Origin of the sequence: Alkaliphilus hydrothermalis (genome assembly GCF_016908555.1) — a bacterium.
GTDB lineage: Bacteria > Bacillota > Clostridia > Peptostreptococcales > Natronincolaceae > Alkaliphilus > Alkaliphilus hydrothermalis.
Genome location: NZ_JAFBEE010000007.1, coordinates 108,191 through 132,178 on the forward strand (window position 1 = coordinate 108,191; position 23,988 = coordinate 132,178).

Annotated in this window: 16 protein-coding genes, 36 tRNA genes and 1 riboswitch; of the genes, 4 read left to right on the top strand and 48 right to left on the bottom strand. The window is 38.3% G+C overall.

The features are described from left to right. Window positions 1–31: 31 nt before the first annotated feature. Genes dapB through JOC73_RS07020 form a run of 3 tightly spaced genes read right to left on the bottom strand, consistent with a single transcriptional unit; the run spans window position 32 to window position 2,651 of the window. Window positions 32–751 carry a 4-hydroxy-tetrahydrodipicolinate reductase gene (dapB, locus tag JOC73_RS07010; RefSeq protein ID WP_204401552.1) on the bottom strand — a complete coding sequence of 240 codons (720 nt, stop codon included), beginning with the start codon at window positions 749–751 and terminating at the stop codon, window positions 32–34. 12 nt (window positions 752–763) lie between these two features. Further along, on the bottom strand, window positions 764–1,636 hold the full coding sequence (dapA, locus tag JOC73_RS07015; protein ID WP_204401554.1) for a 4-hydroxy-tetrahydrodipicolinate synthase: 873 nt from the start codon (window positions 1,634–1,636) through the stop codon (window positions 764–766). A 19-nt stretch (window positions 1,637–1,655) separates the two neighbouring features. Then, window positions 1,656–2,651: an aspartate-semialdehyde dehydrogenase gene (locus JOC73_RS07020; RefSeq protein WP_204401556.1), complete on the bottom strand. Its 996-nt coding sequence runs from the start codon at window positions 2,649–2,651 to the stop codon at window positions 1,656–1,658. A gap of 376 nt (window positions 2,652–3,027) precedes the next feature. After that, window positions 3,028–3,216: riboswitch (Lysine riboswitch) on the bottom strand. Window positions 3,217–3,395: 179 nt separating this feature from the next. Between JOC73_RS07020 and JOC73_RS07025 the strand changes: the two genes are divergently transcribed. Beyond that, window positions 3,396–4,721 carry a bifunctional folylpolyglutamate synthase/dihydrofolate synthase gene (locus JOC73_RS07025; protein WP_204401558.1) on the top strand — a complete coding sequence of 442 codons (1,326 nt, stop codon included), beginning with the start codon at window positions 3,396–3,398 and terminating at the stop codon, window positions 4,719–4,721. 155 nt (window positions 4,722–4,876) lie between these two features. On the opposite strand, the gene JOC73_RS07030 is transcribed toward JOC73_RS07025, so the two are convergent. The 3 genes from JOC73_RS07030 to JOC73_RS07040 form a co-directional block, all read right to left on the bottom strand. Beyond that, on the bottom strand, window positions 4,877–5,785 hold the full coding sequence (locus JOC73_RS07030) for a cell wall hydrolase (RefSeq protein ID WP_204401560.1): 909 nt from the start codon (window positions 5,783–5,785) through the stop codon (window positions 4,877–4,879). A 230-nt stretch (window positions 5,786–6,015) separates the two neighbouring features. Continuing rightward, a complete protein-coding gene (locus tag JOC73_RS07035; protein WP_204401562.1) occupies window positions 6,016–7,032 on the bottom strand; it encodes an alpha-hydroxy-acid oxidizing protein in 1,017 nt (338 codons plus the stop codon). Window positions 7,033–7,112: 80 nt separating this feature from the next. Further along, the gene (locus tag JOC73_RS07040; RefSeq protein WP_204401564.1) at window positions 7,113–7,940 is read right to left on the bottom strand and encodes a carbon-nitrogen hydrolase family protein; all 828 of its coding nucleotides are present in this window, start codon (window positions 7,938–7,940) and stop codon (window positions 7,113–7,115) included. 318 nt (window positions 7,941–8,258) lie between these two features. Here JOC73_RS07040 and JOC73_RS07045 point away from each other — a divergent pair, with 318 nt between their 5' ends. Then, entirely contained in the window at window positions 8,259–8,978 is a 720-nt protein-coding gene (locus JOC73_RS07045) for a lysophospholipid acyltransferase family protein (RefSeq protein ID WP_204401566.1), read from the top strand. Between the two features lie 40 nt (window positions 8,979–9,018). On the opposite strand, the gene moaC is transcribed toward JOC73_RS07045, so the two are convergent. From moaC to JOC73_RS07065, 4 genes are all read right to left on the bottom strand, one after another. Continuing rightward, on the bottom strand, window positions 9,019–9,504 hold the full coding sequence (gene moaC / locus JOC73_RS07050; protein WP_204401568.1) for a cyclic pyranopterin monophosphate synthase MoaC: 486 nt from the start codon (window positions 9,502–9,504) through the stop codon (window positions 9,019–9,021). A gap of 33 nt (window positions 9,505–9,537) precedes the next feature. Then, window positions 9,538–10,716, bottom strand: coding sequence for a tRNA uracil 4-sulfurtransferase ThiI (gene thiI / locus JOC73_RS07055; protein ID WP_204401570.1), 1,179 nt, complete (start codon window positions 10,714–10,716; stop codon window positions 9,538–9,540). 7 nt (window positions 10,717–10,723) lie between these two features. Next, the gene (locus tag JOC73_RS07060; protein ID WP_204401572.1) at window positions 10,724–11,878 is read right to left on the bottom strand and encodes a cysteine desulfurase family protein; all 1,155 of its coding nucleotides are present in this window, start codon (window positions 11,876–11,878) and stop codon (window positions 10,724–10,726) included. A gap of 728 nt (window positions 11,879–12,606) precedes the next feature. After that, window positions 12,607–13,218 (bottom strand): lactate utilization protein, encoded by a 612-nt coding sequence (locus JOC73_RS07065; protein ID WP_204401573.1) that lies wholly within the window; start codon window positions 13,216–13,218, stop codon window positions 12,607–12,609. A gap of 461 nt (window positions 13,219–13,679) precedes the next feature. On the opposite strand from JOC73_RS07065, the gene JOC73_RS07070 reads away from it, so the two are divergent. Then, entirely contained in the window at window positions 13,680–14,678 is a 999-nt protein-coding gene (locus JOC73_RS07070; protein ID WP_204401575.1) for an asparaginase, read from the top strand. A gap of 102 nt (window positions 14,679–14,780) precedes the next feature. On the opposite strand, the gene JOC73_RS07075 is transcribed toward JOC73_RS07070, so the two are convergent. Both JOC73_RS07075 and JOC73_RS07080 read right to left on the bottom strand, forming a co-directional pair. Further along, window positions 14,781–16,829: an ATP-dependent helicase gene (locus JOC73_RS07075; RefSeq protein WP_204401577.1), complete on the bottom strand. Its 2,049-nt coding sequence runs from the start codon at window positions 16,827–16,829 to the stop codon at window positions 14,781–14,783. Between the two features lie 250 nt (window positions 16,830–17,079). Continuing rightward, window positions 17,080–18,498 carry an S-layer homology domain-containing protein gene (locus JOC73_RS07080; RefSeq protein ID WP_204401579.1) on the bottom strand — a complete coding sequence of 473 codons (1,419 nt, stop codon included), beginning with the start codon at window positions 18,496–18,498 and terminating at the stop codon, window positions 17,080–17,082. 241 nt (window positions 18,499–18,739) lie between these two features. Here JOC73_RS07080 and JOC73_RS07085 point away from each other — a divergent pair, with 241 nt between their 5' ends. Further along, complete coding sequence (locus tag JOC73_RS07085) at window positions 18,740–19,795, top strand: ribonuclease H-like domain-containing protein (RefSeq protein WP_204401581.1); 1,056 nt, start codon at window positions 18,740–18,742, stop codon at window positions 19,793–19,795. 262 nt (window positions 19,796–20,057) lie between these two features. Here JOC73_RS07085 and JOC73_RS07090 read toward each other — a convergent pair. From JOC73_RS07090 to JOC73_RS07265, 36 genes are all read right to left on the bottom strand, one after another. Then, window positions 20,058–20,146, bottom strand: a tRNA-Leu gene (locus JOC73_RS07090). A 4-nt stretch (window positions 20,147–20,150) separates the two neighbouring features. Then, a tRNA-Arg gene (locus JOC73_RS07095) sits at window positions 20,151–20,227 on the bottom strand. Window positions 20,228–20,231: 4 nt separating this feature from the next. Further along, window positions 20,232–20,306, bottom strand: a tRNA-Cys gene (locus JOC73_RS07100). 193 nt (window positions 20,307–20,499) lie between these two features. Continuing rightward, window positions 20,500–20,575 (bottom strand) — tRNA-His (locus tag JOC73_RS07105). A gap of 16 nt (window positions 20,576–20,591) precedes the next feature. Further along, a tRNA-Gly gene (locus JOC73_RS07110) sits at window positions 20,592–20,666 on the bottom strand. 20 nt (window positions 20,667–20,686) lie between these two features. After that, window positions 20,687–20,771, bottom strand: a tRNA-Tyr gene (locus JOC73_RS07115). Between the two features lie 6 nt (window positions 20,772–20,777). Beyond that, window positions 20,778–20,853 (bottom strand) — tRNA-Thr (locus JOC73_RS07120). Window positions 20,854–20,862: 9 nt separating this feature from the next. Continuing rightward, window positions 20,863–20,937 (bottom strand) — tRNA-Glu (locus tag JOC73_RS07125). Window positions 20,938–20,941: 4 nt separating this feature from the next. Further along, window positions 20,942–21,017, bottom strand: a tRNA-Met gene (locus JOC73_RS07130). 11 nt (window positions 21,018–21,028) lie between these two features. Further along, window positions 21,029–21,104, bottom strand: a tRNA-Phe gene (locus tag JOC73_RS07135). 14 nt (window positions 21,105–21,118) lie between these two features. Further along, window positions 21,119–21,195 (bottom strand) — tRNA-Ile (locus JOC73_RS07140). A 5-nt stretch (window positions 21,196–21,200) separates the two neighbouring features. Beyond that, window positions 21,201–21,277 (bottom strand) — tRNA-Pro (locus JOC73_RS07145). Between the two features lie 8 nt (window positions 21,278–21,285). Next, window positions 21,286–21,361 (bottom strand) — tRNA-Trp (locus JOC73_RS07150). A gap of 15 nt (window positions 21,362–21,376) precedes the next feature. Continuing rightward, a tRNA-Leu gene (locus JOC73_RS07155) sits at window positions 21,377–21,459 on the bottom strand. 19 nt (window positions 21,460–21,478) lie between these two features. After that, window positions 21,479–21,563: transfer RNA gene (locus tag JOC73_RS07160), tRNA-Tyr, on the bottom strand. A 7-nt stretch (window positions 21,564–21,570) separates the two neighbouring features. After that, window positions 21,571–21,646 (bottom strand) — tRNA-Thr (locus JOC73_RS07165). Between the two features lie 83 nt (window positions 21,647–21,729). Continuing rightward, a tRNA-Glu gene (locus JOC73_RS07170) sits at window positions 21,730–21,804 on the bottom strand. A 6-nt stretch (window positions 21,805–21,810) separates the two neighbouring features. Then, window positions 21,811–21,887: transfer RNA gene (locus JOC73_RS07175), tRNA-Met, on the bottom strand. A 5-nt stretch (window positions 21,888–21,892) separates the two neighbouring features. Further along, window positions 21,893–21,968 (bottom strand) — tRNA-Met (locus tag JOC73_RS07180). Window positions 21,969–22,230: 262 nt separating this feature from the next. Beyond that, window positions 22,231–22,307, bottom strand: a tRNA-Ile gene (locus JOC73_RS07185). Between the two features lie 37 nt (window positions 22,308–22,344). Next, window positions 22,345–22,421, bottom strand: a tRNA-Ile gene (locus tag JOC73_RS07190). Between the two features lie 10 nt (window positions 22,422–22,431). Next, a tRNA-Pro gene (locus JOC73_RS07195) sits at window positions 22,432–22,508 on the bottom strand. Window positions 22,509–22,516: 8 nt separating this feature from the next. Continuing rightward, a tRNA-Ser gene (locus tag JOC73_RS07200) sits at window positions 22,517–22,608 on the bottom strand. 7 nt (window positions 22,609–22,615) lie between these two features. After that, window positions 22,616–22,704: transfer RNA gene (locus JOC73_RS07205), tRNA-Ser, on the bottom strand. A gap of 29 nt (window positions 22,705–22,733) precedes the next feature. Next, window positions 22,734–22,807, bottom strand: a tRNA-Gly gene (locus tag JOC73_RS07210). An 18-nt stretch (window positions 22,808–22,825) separates the two neighbouring features. Then, window positions 22,826–22,914: transfer RNA gene (locus tag JOC73_RS07215), tRNA-Leu, on the bottom strand. Between the two features lie 7 nt (window positions 22,915–22,921). Then, window positions 22,922–22,996, bottom strand: a tRNA-Asn gene (locus JOC73_RS07220). Window positions 22,997–23,009: 13 nt separating this feature from the next. Continuing rightward, a tRNA-Arg gene (locus JOC73_RS07225) sits at window positions 23,010–23,086 on the bottom strand. A 4-nt stretch (window positions 23,087–23,090) separates the two neighbouring features. Further along, window positions 23,091–23,165, bottom strand: a tRNA-Cys gene (locus JOC73_RS07230). A 22-nt stretch (window positions 23,166–23,187) separates the two neighbouring features. Then, window positions 23,188–23,263: transfer RNA gene (locus JOC73_RS07235), tRNA-Lys, on the bottom strand. Window positions 23,264–23,266: 3 nt separating this feature from the next. Beyond that, window positions 23,267–23,342: transfer RNA gene (locus tag JOC73_RS07240), tRNA-Gln, on the bottom strand. A gap of 98 nt (window positions 23,343–23,440) precedes the next feature. Next, window positions 23,441–23,516: transfer RNA gene (locus JOC73_RS07245), tRNA-His, on the bottom strand. 16 nt (window positions 23,517–23,532) lie between these two features. Beyond that, window positions 23,533–23,607, bottom strand: a tRNA-Gly gene (locus JOC73_RS07250). 5 nt (window positions 23,608–23,612) lie between these two features. Next, window positions 23,613–23,695, bottom strand: a tRNA-Leu gene (locus JOC73_RS07255). An 18-nt stretch (window positions 23,696–23,713) separates the two neighbouring features. Next, a tRNA-Tyr gene (locus JOC73_RS07260) sits at window positions 23,714–23,798 on the bottom strand. 7 nt (window positions 23,799–23,805) lie between these two features. After that, a tRNA-Thr gene (locus tag JOC73_RS07265) sits at window positions 23,806–23,881 on the bottom strand. Window positions 23,882–23,988: the final 107 nt, after the last annotated feature.

A 23,988-nucleotide genomic window follows, 5' to 3' on the forward strand; every position in this document is an offset into this window, starting at 1 on the left:
TAGTTTTCTACGTTGATACTGCATCTATTACTTAGTCTAGTCCCAGTACATTTTTCATATTGTATATTCCATCTTCTTTATCTACTATATATTTAGCTGCCTCCAGTGCACCTTGGGCAAAAACAGAACGGTCATGGGCTTCATGGATAATTTTAACTGTCTCAAGATCATTGATGAAATGGGCCTCATGTAGACCAACAATATTACCTCCACGGATGGCATGAACACCGATTTCTCCTTTTTCCCTTGGACATTGACCTTTTCTACCATGTTGATGCTTTACTACTTCTTCTAAACCCTTTTCAATTGATTCAATAATAGTAGTGGCACTACCAGATGGAGCATCTTTTTTTCGATTATGGTGAGCCTCTAATACTTCTATATCCACCTTATCCTTTAGCATTCTAGCCACCTTTTCCACCAAAGAAAACATGATATTCATTCCTAAGGACATATTGGTGGCTCGTAAAACTGGTATTTTTCTAGAAGTATCTTCTATCATTTTGATTTGTTCTGGTGTGAAGCCAGTTGTTCCTATAGCTAAAGGAACTTGATTTTCACTGCAATAGTTTAGCACATCCTCCAGTGATTCAGGATGAGAAAAATCAATCACTACATCGGGCTTTTGGATATCCTCCACCTTTTTGCTTCTATTCATCCCCTCTATTGATGTCCAGATAGGGTCTTTTTCAGCAGCTTCTTTGATTAGGGTTCCCATTCTACCACTGATCCCCCAGATTAACAGCTTCATGATAACCCTCCCCTAGATAATTTGTAGTTGCTTCATCTCAGCTTGTAACTTCGCTAAATTAGCATCCTCCATTGGTGTCAATGGAAGTCTTAACTCATTCTCCATATATCCCATTAGGCTAACAGCTGCCTTTACAGGGATTGGATTAACCTCTGAGAACAATAGGTCAATGAACAGCTTATATTTTAATTGTAACCGCAAGGCTTCCTTTACATTACCGTCTTCAAATGCTTTACACATTTGCTGCATTTCCTTTGGAATTACATTGGCAGATACAGAGATTACCCCATGACCTCCAGCTGAATAAACAGGAACTACTTGATCGTCATTTCCAGAGTAGATTTTGAACTCCTCTGGTACTAATCTCTTGATTTCTAATATTTGATTAGTATTTCCACTGGCTTCTTTAATTCCTATAACATTTTCAATTTTGGCCAACTCTGCTACAGTTGTTGGATTGATATTGACATTCGTTCTTCCTGGTACATTGTATAAAATATTTGGTAGCTTAGTGGCATTGGCTATAGCAGTAAAATGGGCAATCAAGCCATTTTGAGTTGCCTTGTTGTAATATGGCGTAACAACTAAAGCCCCATCTGCTCCCAATTCCTCTGCCTGCTTTGTATGCTTAACAGCCTTTGCAGTATCATTCCCTCCGGTTCCGATAATTACTGGAATCTTTTTGTTTACTCTTTCAACAGCAGCTTTAATTACTTGTTCTCTTTCCTCATCATTTTGAGTAGTCGCCTCTCCTGTCGTTCCCAACACGATTAATGCTTGAGTATTGTTTTGTAAATGAAAATCGATTAATTTATTGAAGGCTTCAAAATCCACCCTACCATTTTTAAATGGAGTAACTATTGCAACACCTGAACCATTGAACATAATATCCTCTCCCCTAAATTTATTTTTGACTTTCCATTGTTTCTAATATTTGAACTGCATTAGTAGCAGCACCTTTTCTTAGATTGTCGGCTACAACCCATAAAGAAATCGCCTTTGGATTGTATAGATCCTTTCTGATTCTTCCTACATAGGTATCGTCTGTATGGGCAACCTCCAGTGGTGTTGGGTATTGATTTTCTGCTGGATTATCAATTACCTTTACACCTGCTGCTGAATTAAGAATACGATAAACTTCTTCAAGATTTGGCTCTTCCTTAAATTCAACATAGATAGACTCACTATGACCATAAACAACAGGTATTCTTACAGCCGTTGGATTCACTTCGATGCTATTATCTTCTAGTATTTTATGGGTTTCATATACCATCTTCAATTCTTCCTTTGTAAAGCCATTATCATAGAATACGTCGATATGGGGTATACAGTTACCTACGATTTTTCTTGTATAAACTTTGTTAGGATAATTGCAATCCTTCATTTGGTTCTCTAGTTCATCAATTGCTTTTTGTCCGCTACCTGATACTGCTTGATAGGTAGACACAACGATTCTTTTAATGCCGTATTTTCTGTGGAGAGGTGCTAAAGCAACAATCATTTGTACTGTTGAACAATTGGGATTTGCAACGATTCCCTTATATCCCTTTAATACATGGGGATTTACCTCTGGTACAACTAGCGGAATCCCTTCTGTCATCCTCCAATGGGATGAGTTGTCAATAACAGTATTTTCTGCGTCTGCTGCTATTGGTGCATACTTTTCAGAAACACTACCACCTGCTGAAAATAATAGGTAGTCAAACTGATCCTTCATCACTTCCTCAGTCAATAACTCTACAGTTATTTCAGTACCTTTATACTCAACAGTTGTTCCTGCTGACTTTTCAGAGGCAAACAATCTTAATTTGTTAATTGCGATATTCCTTTCCTCAAGAGTCTCCACCATTTTTCTACCAACGGCACCTGTGGCCCCCACTACTCCAACTGTTAATCCCATAAAAAAATGCCTCCCTTATATTAATTTTGCTTTTCCTTAGATTTCTATTTCATTGAATTTATTCCTATAGTATTATAATATATTAAACATGGTAATTATACGACACAATACCATAAAACTATATATATTATTTTTCTTATGTATATTTCAAGATTGTATTTAGTGTTTGTTTTTTACCCATTAATAATTCCCCATACCCAACTAAAATCCTCCCTTGTATAATCAAAATTTGATTTAAAAGCTAATTTATGTATTAAAAAAAGCTCCAAGAAAAATTCCTAGAGCTTGCTATTGTCTAAATGTATAGGCGCAACCCTCAGTATCTGATCATATTTAAACAATTTAAATAGTCATACCTTGGTCTTTACCGTTACAATCAACAAATAGCTCTCCACAGCATTTTCCTCTGTGACAGTCGCCCAGCTCTTAACTGATACAACCAGCTATTAAATCGGAAGTCAATCTAACAGCTTCGGCACGTCAGCCTTTTTGTAATGGTCTTGAGTCTTTCTTCCCCTCTTATCACCCATTACATACTCTTCTTCAGTGCACCTCTACTTATTAATTCTCTTTAATTGTATAATTGGTAGTGTACCATAGTCTTGAAATCCTGTCAAAAGTTTTTTAAGGGATATGCATGTAAAATATTGCGATTTTTTATATGTTGCTTGTTTATATCTGCGGATAGTATAATTAATCATGCCCTTTCGAACTATTATACTTTACATTTAGGAGGAGTTTTAATTGAATTTTTTAGAAGCCATTAAATTTATCGAATTTTGCCATTCCCATGGCACACGATTAACCCACTGGGATATGCAACTGGTATTATCAAATTTAGGAAATCCCCATCAAACCCTGAACTTTATTCATGTGGCCGGTACCAATGGAAAAGGTTCTACTTCATCATTTATTCATAGTATGCTTATGGCAGAAGGTCATCAGGTTGGACTATTTACTTCTCCTCATCTCCATTGCTATACCGACAGATTAAGAATTAATGGCATTAATATTACTAAGGAGGAATTCGCTGAAAGCATGTCCCTCCTTCAAAGTCATCTAGAGCCTTTGATGGGAGAAACCATCCATTATCCTGCTATGTTTGATATGATGACTTTATTGGCCTTTGTTTATTATAGTAGAAAACAGGTGGATTATGTTGTATTAGAAGTAGGCCTAGGGGGCTTAAAGGATGCTACTAATGTTATCGAAAATTCTCTAGTGTCGGTCATCACCCCTATTGGTATAGATCATGTGGATGTTCTTGGTTCTGATTTAGAGCAAATTGCCTATCATAAGGCAGGAATCATCAAGGCTGGGGGAATCGTGGTTTCCCACTGCCAGGAGGAAATAGTAGAAAAAGTTATTCGAAGCGTTTCCCAAGGACAAGGGGCAGAACTTCGTTTCCTAGAAAAAGAAGATGTTTCTATCCTTCATCAAGACATTAGAGATCAATCCTTTGATCTAAATTATGCTACAGGTATTCTCTCTGATTTAAAAATAAAAATGCTTGGTGAGCATCAGATATATAATGCTGCTTTAGCCACCTTAACTTTAATTACTTTAAGGGAACACAATAAACTACAGATTTCTAATGAAGCCATCTACAAAGGGCTACTACAAAATAGTTGGGCAGGTCGACTAGAGCTGTTAATGGACAACCCACTAACCTTCATTGATGGTGCCCATAACCACCAAGGGGCCAGTGTTTTATCTTCAGCAATTAAAGCCTATTTCAAGGATAAAAAGATCAATCTAGTGATGGGAATGCTAAGTAATAAAGATGTATCAGGGGTATTGGAACAACTCGTTCCCCTAGGCAATAAAATTATCTTTACAACCCCAAGAAATCCAAAGGCCAAGGATCCCCACGAATTAGCAAATATGGTTAAGTCCTATAATAAAGAAATCCTAGTGGCTGAAACGATTAAGGATTCGATTGAATTAGCCCTAGAAATTACACAACCAGATGAAGTTATCATCTTTACAGGCTCCCTTTATTTAATCGGAGATGTCCGTAAAAACCTAGTTGTGACGGAGGAGGACAATGAGTACAAACAACTAGCCTAGCCAGTTCAAAATCCTATATCTTCTTCGTCACTTTAAAAGAGTTTCAAAGACCAACACTCTTGCGATTTATATGTAATTTAAAACCCAGTAGCCTAAAGTAGATGAACTACCTAGGTTCTGGGTTTTTTTTATAATTATTGATAAAATTTTAATAATTAATAATAAAAATCATGATCACCAATGGTTTTATAGAATACTCTGTTTTTAATTATCCAAAAGTTCTCTGCTTTTCTTGGGTTTAAGAAATATAAAGATTCCCCTACAGGACTTACCCCGTTTAAGGCATCCTTTGCTGCTTGAATACTATCAGCACCAGGATTGTTGTAGATACTACCATCTATCACAGGTGAAAACTGAGTGTAGCCGTGTTGTTTATCAAACACGACCCCTTCAATGGTGTTGGGAAATAGATTACTTTTTACCCTGTTAAGGATTACATTCCCTACAGCAACCTTACCCTCATAGGGCTCTCCTTGAGCTTCAGCATGGATAATTCTACTTAACCAATATAGGTCTTCTTCCCTTTCACCCCTTGAAGAAACCGCTGTATTACTCTTCTTGCTGGCTGTATCAATTGTAGATTTGATGGTCAATACTTGTCCTTTTAAAATTACGTCGCTACTGATGTTGTTTAATTGTCTTAGAGTATTAATAGATACATTTGATCTTTGGGAGATCAATGATAGGGTATCATTGGCCTTCACCACATACTGATTCGTTGTGATGGGTGACATGTCCACCTTTGCTACCTCCGAGGGAGCTTTTTCAACTACCTTCTTAGGTTCTTGCTTTGGCTCTGGCTTCCTTTCCTCTTTCGCTACTTCTTGCTTTTCTTGTAAGTCCTCATTCTTGTTCACATGTACTGAATCCTCTAATATGTCATTCTTCTCCTTGCGTACTTCTTCAGAAACAACAGCAAAATCATTCCTTACTTTTAAAGCCTCGTCGCTGGAATGATTGGATAAAAAATTATCTACAGTCGAACGAGCTACCATCACAGTACCTAAAACGACTACTGTCAAAGCATACATTAGATATTTCTTGTTTTTAGTGTCTTTATTCATTGAGTCACCCCTTCTAATCTTACACTTTAGATTTTATCATACCCTAAAGGGGTTTTTTATCTGTAAGTTTTTCCAAAAGACCTTCAGAATTGAGGATATAGTTAAGGGCAGTCCCTTAGGAACTGCCCCTTATTTATGAAACATTAGTCAAATTATGTCTACTTAACGTTTCACTTCACTGTATGCCCTCTAAACTCAAATTGCACTAGCAAATTAATTACAAGTTTATGCTATAAAGAAATATGCTTTTCACTAATATCCTCTAACCGATGACACCCTGTCATAATCATCGTCTCCAACAATTCTTGACCTAGCTTGTGGGTGTACTTTTCAACACCCTCAATTCCTCCACCATAGGCTACTGTCCCATAGGGTCTACCAATTAAAACTGCATCAGCCCCCAAAGCCCTAGCCTTGAAAAGATCAACCCCACTTCTAAAGCCTCCATCAACGAAAATCTTCATTTGACCTTTAATGGTCTTTGCTATATTAGGCAGTACCTCCACTGTAGCATAGGTATGATCTAATACACGACCTCCGTGGTTTGATACAACAATTCCATAAGCCCCTGCTTCTAGGGCTTTTTTAGCCCCATCTACAGTCATGACCCCCTTTAAAATAACAGGCAGTTTGGTTGAAGAAATAACTTCTTTTAAATCCTCTACAGATTTAGTGGAAACTGGTTTGCCCAACATTGCTAATAATACTAATCCAGCAGCATCTACGTCCATGGCAACGGCAATAGCACCCTTTTCCTCAGCCTTCTTAATCTTTCTGATGATTTCATCATTCTTCCAAGGCTTTATAGTAGGAATTCCCATCCCTTCGTTTTCCCCCACTACTTGAAGAGGTAAATCGTAAAATTCATCCTTTACCCCATCTCCTGTAAAACCGAGGGTCCCAGCATTTTTACAGCCTTCAACAATCGCCTTTGAATACTCATACTCATTCATGGCATCACTATAGTTCATCCCCACCGCCGCAATGGGTGCTGCAAATACTGGATACTTAAATCTTCTACCAAACAATTCTATAGAGGTATCAATTTCCCCCTCTGGTACAAGGGTGTCTAGATTGATTTTAATCTCATTTACTTTTTCTCTATTTCTTATAAAGGATGTCCCAGAGCCTTTACCTCCAACCCCTGGTATTTCCCCACGACAGGCTACCCCATTACAATCCTTACAGACTCTACACTTACTATGTATTAGATCTCTAGCTTTGCTTAATATCTCATTGTATTCCATTGGAAATTGTCCTCCTTTTAAATTTGCATCTACTTTTATTTTAGTGATTTTTGATGTTGATTTCAATCTTATAAATACTTCTATTTCTTTTTTAACTCATATCGATCAATTCTTCTATGCTTTAATAAGGGCAACTGTTGACGAATTTTATCCACAAACTCTAAATCGATTTCTCCACAAATAATCCCTTCTTTTTCATCGGCCGCAACCACAGTATCACCCCAAGGATTAACTATTTTTGAATGTCCGTAGGCATGATAACTTGCCTCTAGATCTCTAGCTGGGGATGCCGCCACAAAATATACTTGGTTGTCCAATGCCCTTACTTTAATTAGTTCGTGCCAATGGGCTGGTCCTGTGGTCATGTTAAAGGCGGCAGGCAGTATGATTACCTCTGCCCCCTCCAACGCCATCAACCTCATCAACTCTGGGAATCTCATATCATAGCAGATGGCTACTCCTATTTTACAGTATTCGGTATCAATCACAGTAATACTTCCACCTGCACCTAGGGTATCCGATTCCCTAAAGGAAACTCCCCCCTCCACATTAATATCAAATAGGTGCATTTTCCTATGTCTCCCAAGCATTGCTCCTGTTGGATTAAAGCTGAATGATGTATTATATATTTGCTCCCCATCCTTTTCTGGAATTGAACCCCCTATAATATAAATTTGTAGTTCCTTTGCCAGATTTGAAAGCATATTTGTTGTCTCTCCTGGGTATTCTTCTGCAAACAAAGGGAAATATTTATTTTCATAGGGACAGTTGAACATCTCTGGTAAAACCACCATTTGAGGTGAATACTCCTCCATAGCCCTTAATATCATTTCTTTAACTTTCTTTAGGTTTTGGCTTTTTATAGTACTTATCTGCATTTGAATTACTGCAACTTTAAATTTTATCATACTCCAGCCCCCTTCTATCATCGTGTTTGTTTTTCTACCTATTATTGTTGGATTTTCCTAGTCGTACAACTAGTCAGCATTCTCTAACCATCAACAAATACCTTAATAGTAACTTACTGAAAAATTTAATGTGCTAATTTTATTCATTTCCATTAAAGCATTCTAGAAAAACTTTTAAAACTCCTTCATATGTAACCCATTTACAAAAATAATTAAAAGTAAATTTAATAAATATTTAATCTTCTTAAGTTTGCCTTTGTCCCCCTTTTCCATTACAATATTATGAGAAGCTATAACCCAATATACAGGAGGTGTAACATGAGAACAATATTTTGGTTTGCTTCATTTTGGATTTATACTGTATTCACTCTATTTTATATACCAAGAGTTAAAAGACTTATAAAGAAAGGTTTGATCACCGAAAAAAGGCAATTTGCCCATAGGGTAGCTGGAAAATGGGCAAAGACTATGGTTTCATTAACTGGTGGTACTGTGGAGGTCATAGGTTTAGAAAATATTCCTCAAGATGGAGCAGTGCTTTTTGCCAGCAATCATCAAGGAAACTTTGACATTCCTCTTCTATTGTCTAGTATATCAAAACCAATTGGCTTTGTGGCTAAGGTTGAATTAGAAAGATTGCCATTTATTAATACTTGGATGAAACTCCTTGAATGTGTTTTTATTGATCGTAAAGACATGCGTCAATCCCTAAGAACCATCTCAACAGCTACTGAGATTCTAAAATCAGGTCAATCTATGGTAATCTTTCCAGAAGGAACAAGGAGCAAAGGGAAGGAAATGCAGCCCTTCAAGCCTGGTAGCTTAAGATTAGCACAAAAGGCAGGTACCCCTGTTGTCCCTGTCACCATTAGTGGCTCCTACAGATTAATGGAGGGAAATAATAATCGTATAAAACCTGCCCATGTTAAAATTATTTTTGCCCCGCCAGTTGATCCACAAGCTATTGATAAAGCCTCGGATTTAACTGTAACAGTGTTTGATATTATTGAGGATAACCTAACAAAGCACCCTTCTTAAGCAGGAGGGTGCTACTTATTATCTATTCTTTTTACAAAAATTACTCCCTCAGGAAATCTCCCGATTTGCCCCCAGTTTTTTTAATCAACTTAATCTCAGTAATGATCATTCCCCGATCTACTGCCTTACACATATCATAAATCGTTAAAGCCGCTGTTGATACTGCTGTTAAGGCTTCTATCTCGACCCCTGTCTTTCCAGTCGTTCTTGCTACAGCCTCAATATCAATCTTACTATTTTCTTCATCAATAGAAAAATTAATGTCTGCCCCTGTTAGATTGATATGATGACACATTGGGATTAGGTTGCTGGTTTGTTTAGCCGCCATGATTCCTGCCACTTGGGAAACTGCAAGTACATCACCTTTTTGGATATTTTTATCAACAATCCTTTTCAAAGTCTCTGGCATCATATGGATACTACCCACAGCAACAGCCTCACGACGGGTGTTGAGTTTCTCACCAACCTCCACCATCTTCGCTCTGCCCTCTTCATTGAAATGGGTAAAGTCATTGGCCTGATCCATCAGTATCTCCTCCTTTTAATACTTCCTTACCGCTTATTCTTCATCTAATGTTATTCTTTCAATCTCCATATTTGAAATAGCAGCCTCAATCAATGCCTCCACATCTAACTTAGCTTCCGAGCGAAGAATTTTATCTAAACGAGGCTTTGTAACTGGTCTTTTAGGCAAGAAAACTGTACAACAATCTTCAAATGGTAAAATAGAAGTTTCATAGGTATCAATCTTTCTTGCAATTTCAATGATATCCACCTTGTCCATTGCAATCAATGGACGGAATACTGGTATACTCACCGCCGAATTGGTTGCATGTAGACTCTCTATCGTTTGGCTTGCCACTTGTCCTAAACTCTCTCCAGTTATTAAACCATTAGCTCCTATTTTGCTAGCGACTCTTTCAGCAATCATCATCATAAATCTTCTAGAAAGAATCGTCATTTCCTCTGGTGGACATTTTTCATTGATTTCCTTTTGAATAGGCAATAGATTAACAGAATACACCTTGAATTGTCCTACATAGCCAGAGACAATCCTAGCCAAGTCCATCACTTTTTCCTTTGCTCTTTCACTGGTGAAGGGATAACTATGGAAATGAACTGCAGCTATTTCAACACCTCTTTTTGCCACCATCCATCCTGCCACTGGACTGTCTATTCCTCCCGATAACAACAATAGACCTTTGCCGTTACAGCCTACAGGCAATCCCCCTAGACCCATAATCTTATTACTAAAAACAAAGGCTTTTTCTCGTATTTCAACATAAATCATCGTATCGGGATTATGAACATCCACCTGTACTTCATCTACATTTTTTAAAAGGTGTCCCCCCAACTCTCTGCTTAAGTCTAGAGAGCCTAGAGGGAAGTTCTTATCAACCCGCTTAGTTTCCACCTTAAAGGTTTTTGCTCCATCATACTTGACTCTGTCCCGCAACTCCTTTAATGCTTCTTCTCTAATACGGTCCAAATCCACATCAAATCTCTTGGAAGTACTGATTAAAGTAACACCAAAAACCCTTCTGATTCTTTCGATCAGTTGATTTTCATCATATCCTTCTACATCCACATAAATACGACTATGCTGCTTATATACCTTTGGTTTTCCTAAATCCCCCAAAGCATGACGAATCTGCTTTACTAACTTATCCTCAAAGAACCTCTTATTTGCGCCCTTTAACATGATTTCTCCATAACGGATGACGATCACCTTGTCCATACTTCTATCACCTCATAATCTTTCTAAGTAATTCTACTTGTTTTTTTATTTGATTTACCCCGTAATCAATTTCTTCCTTTGTATTAGTATCACTAATGCTAAGTCTCAAGGAGCTATCAATCAATGTATTCTTTAGCTTCATAGCCGTCAATACATGACTAAAGCCCTTTTTCTTTGATGAACAAGCGGAACCCGATGATACATAAATACCATCCCCCTCCAGACTATGGAGTAATACCTCACTCTTTACACCAATGAAAGACACATTGATAATATGGGGGGCAAAATCCGCTTCCATTCCATTATGTATAACAACTTCTTTAACTTCTTCTTGTATCCTTTCTACTAGATACTTTTTTAAAGTTATCATTTTACTTATTATTTCTTCCTGTTGAGCCATTTGATGCTTTACAGCCGCCCCTAGACCTAATATACCGGGAACATTTTCAGTTCCAGCCCGAAGTCCCATCTCATGACCTCCACCAGTCACCATGGGTCTAATCTTTAATCCTTTTCTAACATAGAGTCCACCGATTCCCTTTGGTCCATGTAGCTTGTGTCCACTAATGGCTAAGGTATCCACCAGTGTATTGGCTACATTGAACTTTATTTTTCCAAAGGATTGTATCGCATCCACATGAAACAAAGTCTTGGGATTTTTTCCCTTTATAATCTTGCCGATTTCATCAATAGGCTGGATACTACCGACTTCATTATTTACGTGCATAATGGCAACAAGTATTGTATCCTCTTTCATAGCATTACGCAGTTCATCTACTGATATAAATCCCTCATGATTAACCTCTAGATAAGTCACTCCATACCCCTTAGCCTCTAGGTCATTAAAGGTATTTAACACCGAAGGATGCTCAATCTTTGAGGTTATTATATGCTTACCAAATCTATGGTTAGCTTCAACAATTCCTCTGATGGCAATATTATTGGATTCCGTCCCACCAGACGTAAAATAAAACTCCTGATCCTTGCAACCCAATGCCTTTGCTATCAATTTCCTTGTATTTTTTATACTTTTTTCCACCTCAACCCCTTTTCGATGAAGGGATGAAGGATTTGCATACAACTCCTCCATGGCATATACCATGGCTTCCACAACCTCTTTTCTAGGTTTTGTTGTGGCTGCATTATCTAAATATACTTCCATTAATAGTTCACCCTCAATTCCTTAGGTAATTACAATTTTTATCATATCTAAATATAGCTTGTTTGTAAAGTTTTCCTTAAAAATAGTATAACCAAAAGGGGTAAAAGTAAGCCTAATCAAAAGGTGTCAGATTCAAGGAACAAGAAAAGCAACCACCGCAGCGTATATAAACAGCCGGGAGGATGGTTGCTTTTGCAGTGACGCAGAAGATGGCACCTTATGACCAAACTGCCAGACTAGTTTGAAGTCATTAGATTCAAGGCGCAAGAAAGCCAGACACCGCAGCGTATATAAACAGCCGGGAGGATGGTTGCTTTTAGCAGTGACGCAGAAGATGGCACCTTATGACCAAACCGCCAGACTAGTTAGAAGTCGTTAAATTCAAGGCGCAAGAAAGCCAGACACCGCAGCGTATATAAACAGCCGGGAGGATGGTTGCTTTTGCAGTGACGTAGAAGATGGCACCTTATGACCAAACTGCCAGACTAGTTAGAAGTCGTTAGATTCAAGGCGCAAGAAAGCCAGACACCGCAGCGTATTCAAAACATACGTGAGGATGGCTGGCTTTCGAAGCAACGCAGAAGATGACGGCTTACGACCCGAATAAGCCTAATCAAAAGGTGTCAGATTCAAGGAACAAGAAAAGCAACCACCGCAGCGTATATAAACATACGTGAGGATGGTTGCTTTTAGCAGTGACGCAGAAGATGGCACCTTTTCATTAGGCTTTAATAGCCGAGGGGTTCTCCTACTATATACACGTGCAACTCCATAGCCATAGGCTTATGGCTAATAATCGTGGTAATATTACACATACGCTGTTCACTACGACAATCATTACATTCACCTGTTACAGCGCAAGGAGTCTTTAATCCTAATCTCTTTGCATTTGGTGGACAGGCTTCTTTTTTAATTCTTTCCATAGCACTGGTAACATCAGAAGTAATTTTATTAATCCCGCAGATTACGATTACCTTTTTAGGACCATAATACATTGCACTGACACGATTTCCAACACCATCAATATTCACCAAATCACCTGTCTCTGTCAGGGCATTTGTACTTGTCAAATACACATCAGCACTGGCAGCTTTTTGCCTTACTTCATTTCTCTTCTGAAGGTCTACTAACCAGTGCCAATGAATCTCTTTGCCTTCATCCTTTAACACCTCATGAAGATTCAATTCTTTAATTGTCATCGAACCACCAATCCCCACCACCTGATCATTAGTGGATTCTTCCAGAATAGCTTTGATTACAGCTTCTCTAGAATCAAAGTATTGAGCTTTTATCTTTCTTCTTTGTAAATTCTCTATAACGGCCTTTACTTTATTATTCAAACATGATTCCCCCTTAAAATGCTTTCTTCCTCTATTATATACCTATTCCTTAGTTTTAAAAATAGATAAGATAAGATAGGATATAATGTTGCTTTCAGCCTATTTACTCTTCGGAGGTTTTTTAGACTTTTGTCAAATAAAATATTCGACAAAGCATTGCATTATTTGTCGATATTTGTTATAATAAGTCTGTGGTTATCCCCCTGGTAACCTCGATTATATAATCTCTATTCCCAATACCCCTTTTGAAATCACATTAAATAAAATGTGTGCTGGGTCAGCGACCCAGTTCTTTTTTTATCTATTTATTTCCATTTTTTTCTATTTGCATTTCCACTACCCTCACTTAATTATTTATTTTCTTTTACCATTCACAAAATCTATTTAATCGGATATAATAAGGATGCATAAGTTTTAGCAGAGAATATTACAAATAAATACAATAACAAAGGAGTTTTTTTATGAATAAACCTAAGGTAGTCGTTATTTTTACTGGTGGAACAATATCAATGACAGTGGACCCCAGAATAGGAGCTGCAATCCCATCATTATCCTCTCAGGAAATCCTATCTTTGGTGACCAATATTGATAAGTATGCTGAAATTGAAACAATTAATTTCTCTAAATTACCAGGTCCCCACATAGATATTCAAATGATGATGGAAATCAGACAACTGGTAGTAGATAACCTAAATCGTGATGATGTTACTGGTGTAATTATTACCCATGGTACTGATACCCTTGAGGAAACTGCTTACTTACTTGATCTTTCGATAAATAATTCTAAACCAATCGTAGTTGTGGGAGCCATGAGAAATAGCTCCGAATTGGGATATGATGGCCCTAGCAACTTGGCTGCTGCAGTATGTACCGTTATTTCACCACAGGCTGCCAACAAAGGTGTTTTAGTTGTACTAAACAACGAAGTTAATGCCGCCAGTGAGGTAACTAAAACCAATACATTGAGCCTAGATACTTTTAAATCACTAGAGTTTGGTCCATTAGGAATTGTTGATAACGATGAACTCATCTTCCATAGGGAAATTATACATCGTCAACATATACTCACAGACAGTATCGTACCACAAGTTGATCTTATTAAGAGTGGTGCAGGGATGGATTCAAGATTAATCAAATATAGTGTAGATTCTGGAGCTAAAGGAATTGTCATTGAAGCTATGGGTAGAGGAAATGTTCCTCCTACAATGTTAGAGGGAATCCAATACGCCATAGAGCAACAAGTAGCAGTGGTGATGGTTTCTAGATGTCCTACCGGTAGAGTACTTGATTCTTACGGCTACGAAGGTGGCGGAAGACATTTAAGAAATCTTGGAGTTATTCTTGGTGGTGATTTACCAGGTCAAAAAGCCAGAATTAAACTAATGTTGGCTTTAAGCGTAACCAATGAACTACAAGAAATTAAAGATATGATTGAATACAATCAATATAGAAAACAATAAATAAGGCAGCAAATCAAACAAACCCCAGTAGTCTTAATCGTAGTATCTACGGCAGAAAACTGGGGTTTATTAATTGTTGAATATGTTATTGAATACAAGTTATTAAGCTTTATTATTGTTTAGTATATTATTCTGCATAATGATACTAACATCAAAATCTTTAACTTGATTATTTTTAGCAAATCTAATTTTTACAATTTTATCAGTTAAGCCTTCAATGAATCCTCTACCGAAAATTTTGTGGAACACTTCCCTACCTAACGTTAAATCCCCTTTAGCTGGACCTGTATATTGCATTTCACTAACAAATCTTGACGTGTCAGCCTTTCGATCGTAACGAAATTGAGGTGAAAAAATATATAACTCTTCCTTTGCCCTTGTAATGGCAACATAAAACAATCTTCTCTCTTCCTCCAATTGTCCATCCATCTCTAAAGACTTACTATGGGGAATAATCTCTTCTACCGCATCTACAATGATAACCACCTCATACTCCAAACCCTTAGCACTATGCATTGTCAATAGGTGTACTTCGTTACTATTAAATTCTTTTTTCTTTGGTTGTTTTATTTTATTCCTAAACTCCTCTACATGCTTAAAAAATGCTACATGGGATGAGTATCTGACAGAAACCTCCTCCAACTCATCTAACATTTCAAATAGTCCATTGCTGGAAATTTTCTTATCCATACAATAATCCTCAATGTATTGGTCATATTTCATTTCCTTTCGGATATATTCAATAGCTTCTGCTGTAGATAAGTTGCTGATGGTCTTTAAATCTACCTCCAGCTGATCCAACATTTTAATCTGATAAGCCTTCAGGTCTCCTTTAACTTTTAAGGAGGTTATAAAATCCTTATGGTACTGTTTGGCTGCCTCCATTCCCTTCTTCGTAATATATCTAGAGGGCTTATTAATAATCCTACCCAAAGAATCCATATCCATTAGGTTGTGGGAAGATTTTAAATAAGACATTACATCCTTAGAGACCCAGTGGTCATAGATATTGTACACCTGATCCTTGCAGAAGAAGGGTATTTGGTGTTCCAATAATGCCTCCACCATACCATTCGCCAATATATTAGTTCGATAAATAATCGCTATATCCTTATATTGATATCCTCTATTCACGCAATCTTGAACCAATAGACATACCTCAGTTTTTTCTTCATCACGGGTTTTCGGAGTAAGATAATTAATTGCTTTTCCTTCTCCTTTAAAGGCTTCTATATCTTTGTCCACCCTTATTTCATTTTTTTTAATAAGGGCATTTGCTACATCTATTACCTTCTGCTGACAACGGTAATTTACATTGATAATCACCTTCTCAGCCTTTGGATAAATCTTATCAAATTCTAGTATAAATTGAGGGTTTGCTCCCCTAAAGCTATAAATAGACTGATCATCATCCCCTACAACGAATACATTGTTTGAGGGAACAGCCATCATTCTAACAATTTCAAATTGAATCTTATTAATATCTTGAAACTCATCAATCAAAATGTATTGATATTGATTTCTTAGACGATTTAGCACATTAGGGTTAGATTTTAAAAGCTGATAGCATTTAATCAGCATATCATCGAAATCAATCTTCTTATGATCCTTCTTAAAGGTCTCATAATAATGGACTAACCGCTGAAAATCATCACTAGAAATCGTATTGGGAATAAACTCTTGACGATTAAGATAATTACTGTAAAATAGGCCTAATTCAAGGATAATCTCCTTAATCAGTTCATCGTCTTCTCCTTGTCCAATTCCAAGGGTTTTAATTATATTTTTAATTAGTCCATATTTATCCTTTTCCGATAATATGCTTGATAGGTCATATCCAGCATAGCTACGGATCACCCTAAAGAAAATAGAATGAAAGGTTCCAAAATTAACGCTACTCCCCTGAGGCCCACTACTACAATTGAGTTTCTCAAACCTTTGTTTCATTTCCTCTGCTGATGCCTTTGTAAAGGTAATTACTAATATGTTTTGAGGATTTACCTTAAAGTGTTGAATCAAATGGGTTAGGCGATAGGTTATTACTGTCGTTTTCCCCGAGCCTGGCCCAGCGTAGACCATACAAGGTCCTTTATGATGCTGGACAGCCTTCCGCTGCTGTTTATTTAATCTATTTAGAAATTGATAATCCATTTTGCACCTCTTATTTTATTTCTAATAATCATCCTAAACCTACATTATTACTGACTTAAAAGTACTTACTTTTTTCATTCATGAAACTCCATTTAAGCATACATTTACATTAGCATTAGATACTTTCTTCATTATAAAAGTTTATCATATCTTTTGTTATAGGACAAATAAAAAGAAAAAGCTAGAGGCCTTTGACCTATAGCTTAATCCACTAAATTCAATATAACTAAATCTATTCCATTAAAATACCTTACCTCTCCATGATCAACTGCTTAATAATTCCTGTATAGAGTTTTCTTAATTCCTCTAATTCACCAGAGTTATCTCCATCCTCTACTGTATTTTTCCTCATGACCAATAGTTCGTCGACGGCAGTAGGATTTCCCTTCTCCTGGGAAATAAGATAAGCATAATTCTTTATCAATTGTTTTTTAATAGATAACTCCATTTCCATTGATAGCATTTCCCTATAATAGTCAATCACAGCTTTTGTTTCATTTAATTCCAGATATTCATTAGCGATAAAAAGACCAGCCCTTACTTTGTAAGCTTCATTGCTAGCTGATTGATAATAGTCTTCAGCTAGCATTATAATTTCTTCATCATCAACATATTGTTTTGCTATTCTTAAAAACTTATATAACCCATCAATTTTGTAAATATCTTCATATTTAATTTCTTCATTTAAATACAATAATCCTTCCCTTACCAACTCATCTTTTCTTTCTATACCAGTGCCTTTATCGTAAAGTATAAGGTAATAGTTGTTACCAATTAGATTCCCATAGTTCTGATTTTTCAATTGCCATAAAGTCTTTGTTGGCTCAGTATCATATAGATGAGACTCATTTCGAGGAATATATCCCACGAATGAGATGTATTCCAAGGAAGTAATTGCATTTATAAACAATTGATCTTCATCTTCATCTCCAGTAAGTTGAAACAGTGGGAGTTTTTTTTCAATTTCCTCACCCTTGATAGGCTGAAAATCTAAATAATTTTCTTTTAGATACATTAGATCCCTATGAACTCTATACAATAATGTAGCTGCCTCAGCCCTAGTGACTTCTCTTGACGGCCTAATTGTACCATCATTGTAGCCCCTCATAATACCATTGTTAATAACCTCCATAATTTCATAATAAAAAGGTATATCACTGGAAAGGTCACTATAATGATGACGAATATTTTCGACAGGGGGAGTCATCACCGCCCTGACTAACAGTGCTGATTCGTATCGATTAATAGGCTTATTTAATTGAAATTTATCCCCAACAAATATGTCTTCTAATTTAATATTAGTATAACTAGATTGCTCTATGTAGGTTTGAATTTCTTTAACATGGTTAAATAACATTGTATTATCTTGAAGATCCTGATATGGGAGTTCATCCATTACTATTGTAAAATCTATGTCGTGATATCTTTTCATACTATATAGTAAGTTATTTAGGGCAATTAAAAATTCCCCTCTTGTAATGATTTCATTTGGTCTAAAGGACCCATCCTCAAAGCCCTCAAGTAAATCCATCTCCTCAGTAACCCATGAGACATATTCCTGCCCCCAGTGGTTTGACATATCTGGAAAGAAGGTATTTGCAAAAGATAATTGAAAATATAGCGTTAATGTCAAAAATGCAAGAATCACCCTCTTAATTAACTTTTTCATCGTAGTCCCCCTTTCCTATATTTGCTATCTACATTTTATCATAGTTCATATGGAAAATATTTTACAATTCTATGACAACGTATTTACTATATTATACGAAGAGTATATTTTTTTTAAATACCCCAAAGTTTTATGAACATAACATTTTCGACAATTTTTTATTATTTATTCTAAATTAGTTATTCTATGATAAAATGTTTTAGTGGGGTATAATCTCATTACAATTACAAAGGAGGTTACCATGAAAGTTAAAAGCTACACAATTAATGAATCATTTCCCATGCCCTCCTTCTATAGGCGGGTGCTTGAAGAAAATAAGTTCTGTATAGTGGATATCGAAACCACTGGATTAAGTTCAAAATATCATAATGTCATCTTAATTGGGCTCCTTTATCCTAAGAAGAAAAATGAGACTGTTATTACTCAAATATTTGCTGAGAATCCAAGAGAAGAAAAAGAAGTGCTGCTTTACTTCGCCAATGAAATGAATAAATTCGACTTTTTAATCACCTACAACGGCGTTGCCTTTGATTACCCATTTCTGAGGGAAAGATTTAGAAAATATAATATTCCTTGGTGCCACGATGACATTAATCATTTCGATCTTTTTTACTATCTTAAAAAATACAAATCACAATTAACACTAGAGAATCTTAAGTTAAAGACTGTGGAACGTTTTATGGGTATTCATAGACAAGATACCATCAGTGGCAAGGATAGTGTAGACCTATATAAGGCCTACGTTGCGCACCCAACCCCTGCCCTTGAAAAAACCATTCTGCTTCATAATTATGAAGATATTTATTATCTTGCAAAAGTAGCAGGTATTTTTGACTATTTTCCAAACATTATTGAACATTTAAGTAGAAGCTTTTTAACCCTTAATCGAGGAGGTTATTCTTTTAACTTAAGCTATTATCCCCATGATATTTCAATTAAGAAAAATAGCCTCCATATATCAGGAAAAACAACTAAGCTTAGAGATTTAAGCGAGGAGATTCACTATACTCCTTGTTATAATTTTATATGGTCTCCTAATGATGGACTTTTTCATTTGGAGATCCCCTTATTAAAAACCATACTTCCTTCTAAAGAAAAGTTTTATTATCTTAATCTTAATGATTTCCAACCCTCTTTTGATGCTACTAGCATCTTATATCAATGGGAGGGTATTGTCCACCAACACTTGATGAAACTTGATTTGTCCTGTCCAGAGGGACTTTCAGCAACCATAAGCCTCTTAAACTCCTTGTTTCATCATCTTTTGGATGAATCAGTGGCAAATAAGAATGGCTAGTTCCACTTAATCGCCACCTATCAAAAGTGTTTTTAAATAAAATGTTAATCAATGGAAGTAAAAATCCCCTTTATCCAGCGTATTTTTCAAGTACTACCGAATAAAGGGGATTTTTACTTATGATCAGTTATAGTCTATTCTTAAAGTAGTTAAATTCATCATAAAAAAACCAGTGCATTGCTACACTAGTTTTCGGTTTTATTATTATTTATTTTTTAGTTCTACCACTGAACTACACCCGCGGGTTATTTTATAATTAAGATGGTGCCGAAGACCGGAATCGAACCGGTACGGTCGGTAAGGACCGCAGGATTTTAAGTCCTGTGCGTCTGCCAGTTCCGCCACTTCGGCATTTTGGTGTGCCCAGAGAGATTCGAACTCCCGACCTTCTGATTCGTAGTCAGACACTCTATCCAGCTGAGCTATGGGCACCAATTGGAGGCGGCACCCAGATTTGAACTGGGGAATAAAGGTTTTGCAGACCTCTGCCTTACCACTTGGCTATGCCGCCTTATTATTTTTTTTTGCAAAATGGTGACCCATCCGCGATTCGAACCTGCGGATGCCGGAGTCAAAGTCCGTTGCCTTACCGACTTGGCTATATCCCAATGATATAAAGAAATAATAATTTACAATTAGTAATTAATAATTTAAATAACATATAATTAATAACTATCCATTGTTCACTATTAATTAAAAATTTATGGGGTGGATGATGGGATTCGAACCCACGCATGCAGGAGCCACAATCCTGTGTCTTAACCGCTTGACTACACCCACCATATTATGTTGTTCTTGGAGCGGAAGACGGGACTCGAACCCGCGACCCTCGCCTTGGCAAGGCGATGCTCTACCACTGAGCCACTTCCGCATAGCTTGTGATTTTAAATCTGGTGGAGGGAGAAGGATTCGAACCTTCGAAGTCGCTGACAACAGATTTACAGTCTGCCCCCTTTGGCCGCTCGGGAATCCCTCCAGATTATGGAGCTGGTGATGGGACTCGAACCCGCAACCTGCTGATTACAAGTCAGCTGCTCTGCCAATTGAGCTACACCAGCATGTTTTAATGGTGACCCCTAGGGGAATCGAACCCCTGTTACCGCCGTGAAAGGGCGGTGTCTTAACCGCTTGACCAAGGGGCCAAAATGGTTGCGGAGACAGGATTCGAACCTGCGACCTCCGGGTTATGAGCCCGACGAGCTACCAACTGCTCTACCCCGCGATGTATTTGTATGGTGCCCAGAGGCGGAATCGAACCACCGACACGGGGATTTTCAGTCCCCTGCTCTACCGACTGAGCTATCTGGGCTAATTAAAATTAAATGGTGGGCTTAAGTGGACTCGAACCACCGACCTCACGCTTATCAGGCGTGCGCTCTAACCAGCTGAGCTATAAGCCCTTAAATGGTCCGGGTGGAGAGATTCGAACTCCCGACCCCATGGTCCCAAACCATGTGCGCTACCAAACTGCGCTACACCCGGATAAAATATGGCAGGGGTAGCAGGACTTGAACCCACGACACGTGGTTTTGGAGACCACTGTTCTACCAACTGAACTATACCCCTTTAATATTAATTTTGTGGTGCGGGTGGAGGGACTTGAACCCCCACGGTCGCCCGCTAGATCCTAAGTCTAGTGCGTCTGCCAATTCCGCCACACCCGCATAATTTATGGTTTAAATCTGGTGGAGGGAGAAGGATTCGAACCTTCGAAGTCGCTGACAACAGATTTACAGTCTGCCCCCTTTGGCCGCTCGGGAATCCCTCCAGATTTATGGAGCTGGTGATGGGACTCGAACCCGCAACCTGCTGATTACAAGTCAGCTGCTCTGCCAATTGAGCTACACCAGCATATTTTAATTAATAATTGTTATTTAATAATTAATAATTTAAAAATGCTTCTTATTCATTATTCATTATTAATTGTGTTTTAATGGTGACCCCTAGGGGAATCGAACCCCTGTTACCGCCGTGAAAGGGCGGTGTCTTAACCGCTTGACCAAGGGGCCAAACTTTGGTAGCGGCAACAGGAGTCGAACCTGTGACCTTTCGGGTATGAACCGAACGCTCTAGCCATCTGAGCCATGCCGCCTTGTTTGGTTGCGGGGACAGGATTCGAACCTGCGACCTCCGGGTTATGAGCCCGACGAGCTACCAACTGCTCTACCCCGCGATATTAATTATGATTTTAAAATTAAAATGGTGCCGAAGACCGGAATCGAACCGGTACGGTCGGTAAGGAAACGCCTGAGAATATATTGTACTCTCATTTCCACCTAAAGTCAAGTATTTAAAAATATTATTTTGAGATTGATTTCATAACGAACCTTTTTATCACTTCAAGATCAACTCTACTTCCTTTGAATAAGTAATTTTTTTAGAAAATTGCCATAAAAAATCTAGTGTAATCTCACACTAGTTTTGGTTTTTAAAAATGGTGGGCTTAAGTGGACTCGAACCACCGACCTCACGCTTATCAGGCGTGCGCTCTAACCAGCTGAGCTATAAGCCCTTAATAAGATTTATGCAACTTCGATTCATACATAAAATGGTGGGCCTTCAGGGATTCGAACCCCGGACCTGCCGGTTATGAGCCGGACGCTCTAACCAACTGAGCTAAAGGCCCATTTCACATATGGTCCGGGTGGAGAGATTCGAACTCCCGACCCCATGGTCCCAAACCATGTGCGCTACCAAACTGCGCTACACCCGGATAGAAAATGGCGGAGAAGGCGGGATTCGAACCCGCGCACCGCTTGCGCGATCTAACGGTTTAGCAAACCGTCCTCTTCAGCCTACTTGAGTACTTCTCCATTTTCATGGCGGAGAGGGTGGGATTCGAACCCACGGCCCCTTTCGGAGTCACTGGTTTTCAAGACCAGCTCCTTAAACCACTCGGACACCTCTCCTTGCAAAATGCTAAATATTATTAAATTAATGGAGCGGGTGAAGGGAATCGAACCCTCGCGGTCAGCTTGGAAGGCTGAAGTTCTACCACTGAACTACACCCGCATGTTATTATAATTAAGTTGGTGCCGAAGACCGGAATCGAACCGGTACGGTCGGTAAGGACCGCAGGATTTTAAGTCCTGTGCGTCTGCCAGTTCCGCCACTTCGGCATTTATATGGCTCCAGAGAGAGGACTCGAACCTCCAGCCTACCGGTTAACAGCCGGGTGCTCCACCATTGAGCTACTCTGGAATATATAACTTAATGGTGCGCCCAGAGAGATTCGAACTCCCGACCTTCTGATTCGTAGTCAGACACTCTATCCAGCTGAGCTATGGGCGCTTATTGGAGGCGGCACCCAGATTTGAACTGGGGAATAAAGGTTTTGCAGACCTCTGCCTTACCACTTGGCTATGCCGCCTTATTATTATATTTTTATAAAATGGTGACCCATCCGCGACTCGAACGCGGGACACCCTGATTAAAAGTCAGGTGCTCTACCGACTGAGCTAATGGGTCAATTGGCTGGGATAGCAGGACTCGAACCTGCGGATGACGGAGTCAAAGTCCGTTGCCTTACCGACTTGGCTATATCCCAATGATAGAAAAAAATTAATAATTTACAATTAATAATTAATAGCTTTTAATAACATTTTATTAATAACTATTAATTGTTCACTATTAATTAAGATTTTATGGGGTGGATGATGGGATTCGAACCCACGCATGCAGGAGCCACAATCCTGTGTCTTAACCGCTTGACTACACCCACCACATTATGTTGTTCTTGGAGCGGAAGACGGGACTCGAACCCGCGACCCTCGCCTTGGCAAGGCGATGCTCTACCACTGAGCCACTTCCGCATAATTGGTGCGGGTGGAGGGACTTGAACCCCCACGGTCGCCCGCTAGATCCTAAGTCTAGTGCGTCTGCCAATTCCGCCACACCCGCATATATATGGTTTAAATCTGGTGGAGGGAGAAGGATTCGAACCTTCGAAGTCGCTGACAACAGATTTACAGTCTGCCCCCTTTGGCCGCTCGGGAATCCCTCCAGATTTATGGAGCTGGTGATGGGACTCGAACCCGCAACCTGCTGATTACAAGTCAGCTGCTCTGCCAATTGAGCTACACCAGCATTGTTATTTAATAATTATTAATTGTTAATTGTGTTTTAATGGCGACCTGGAAGGGACTCGAACCCTCGACCTCCAGCGTGACAGGCTGGCATTCTAACCAACTGAA

Coding starts and splice junctions, on each gene's coding strand:
- dapB (WP_204401552.1), bottom strand. CDS start 751: ATGAAGCTGTTAATCTGGGGGATCAGTGGTAGAATGGGAACCCTAATC.
- dapA (WP_204401554.1), bottom strand. CDS start 1,636: ATGTTCAATGGTTCAGGTGTTGCAATAGTTACTCCATTTAAAAATGGT.
- JOC73_RS07020 (WP_204401556.1), bottom strand. CDS start 2,651: ATGGGATTAACAGTTGGAGTAGTGGGGGCCACAGGTGCCGTTGGTAGA.
- JOC73_RS07030 (WP_204401560.1), bottom strand. CDS start 5,785: ATGAATAAAGACACTAAAAACAAGAAATATCTAATGTATGCTTTGACA.
- JOC73_RS07035 (WP_204401562.1), bottom strand. CDS start 7,032: ATGGAATACAATGAGATATTAAGCAAAGCTAGAGATCTAATACATAGT.
- JOC73_RS07040 (WP_204401564.1), bottom strand. CDS start 7,940: ATGATAAAATTTAAAGTTGCAGTAATTCAAATGCAGATAAGTACTATA.
- JOC73_RS07045 (WP_204401566.1), top strand. CDS start 8,259: ATGAGAACAATATTTTGGTTTGCTTCATTTTGGATTTATACTGTATTC.
- moaC (WP_204401568.1), bottom strand. CDS start 9,504: ATGGATCAGGCCAATGACTTTACCCATTTCAATGAAGAGGGCAGAGCG.
- thiI (WP_204401570.1), bottom strand. CDS start 10,716: ATGGACAAGGTGATCGTCATCCGTTATGGAGAAATCATGTTAAAGGGC.
- JOC73_RS07060 (WP_204401572.1), bottom strand. CDS start 11,878: ATGGAAGTATATTTAGATAATGCAGCCACAACAAAACCTAGAAAAGAG.
- JOC73_RS07070 (WP_204401575.1), top strand. CDS start 13,680: ATGAATAAACCTAAGGTAGTCGTTATTTTTACTGGTGGAACAATATCA.
- JOC73_RS07075 (WP_204401577.1), bottom strand. CDS start 16,829: ATGGATTATCAATTTCTAAATAGATTAAATAAACAGCAGCGGAAGGCT.
- JOC73_RS07080 (WP_204401579.1), bottom strand. CDS start 18,498: ATGAAAAAGTTAATTAAGAGGGTGATTCTTGCATTTTTGACATTAACG.
- JOC73_RS07085 (WP_204401581.1), top strand. CDS start 18,740: ATGAAAGTTAAAAGCTACACAATTAATGAATCATTTCCCATGCCCTCC.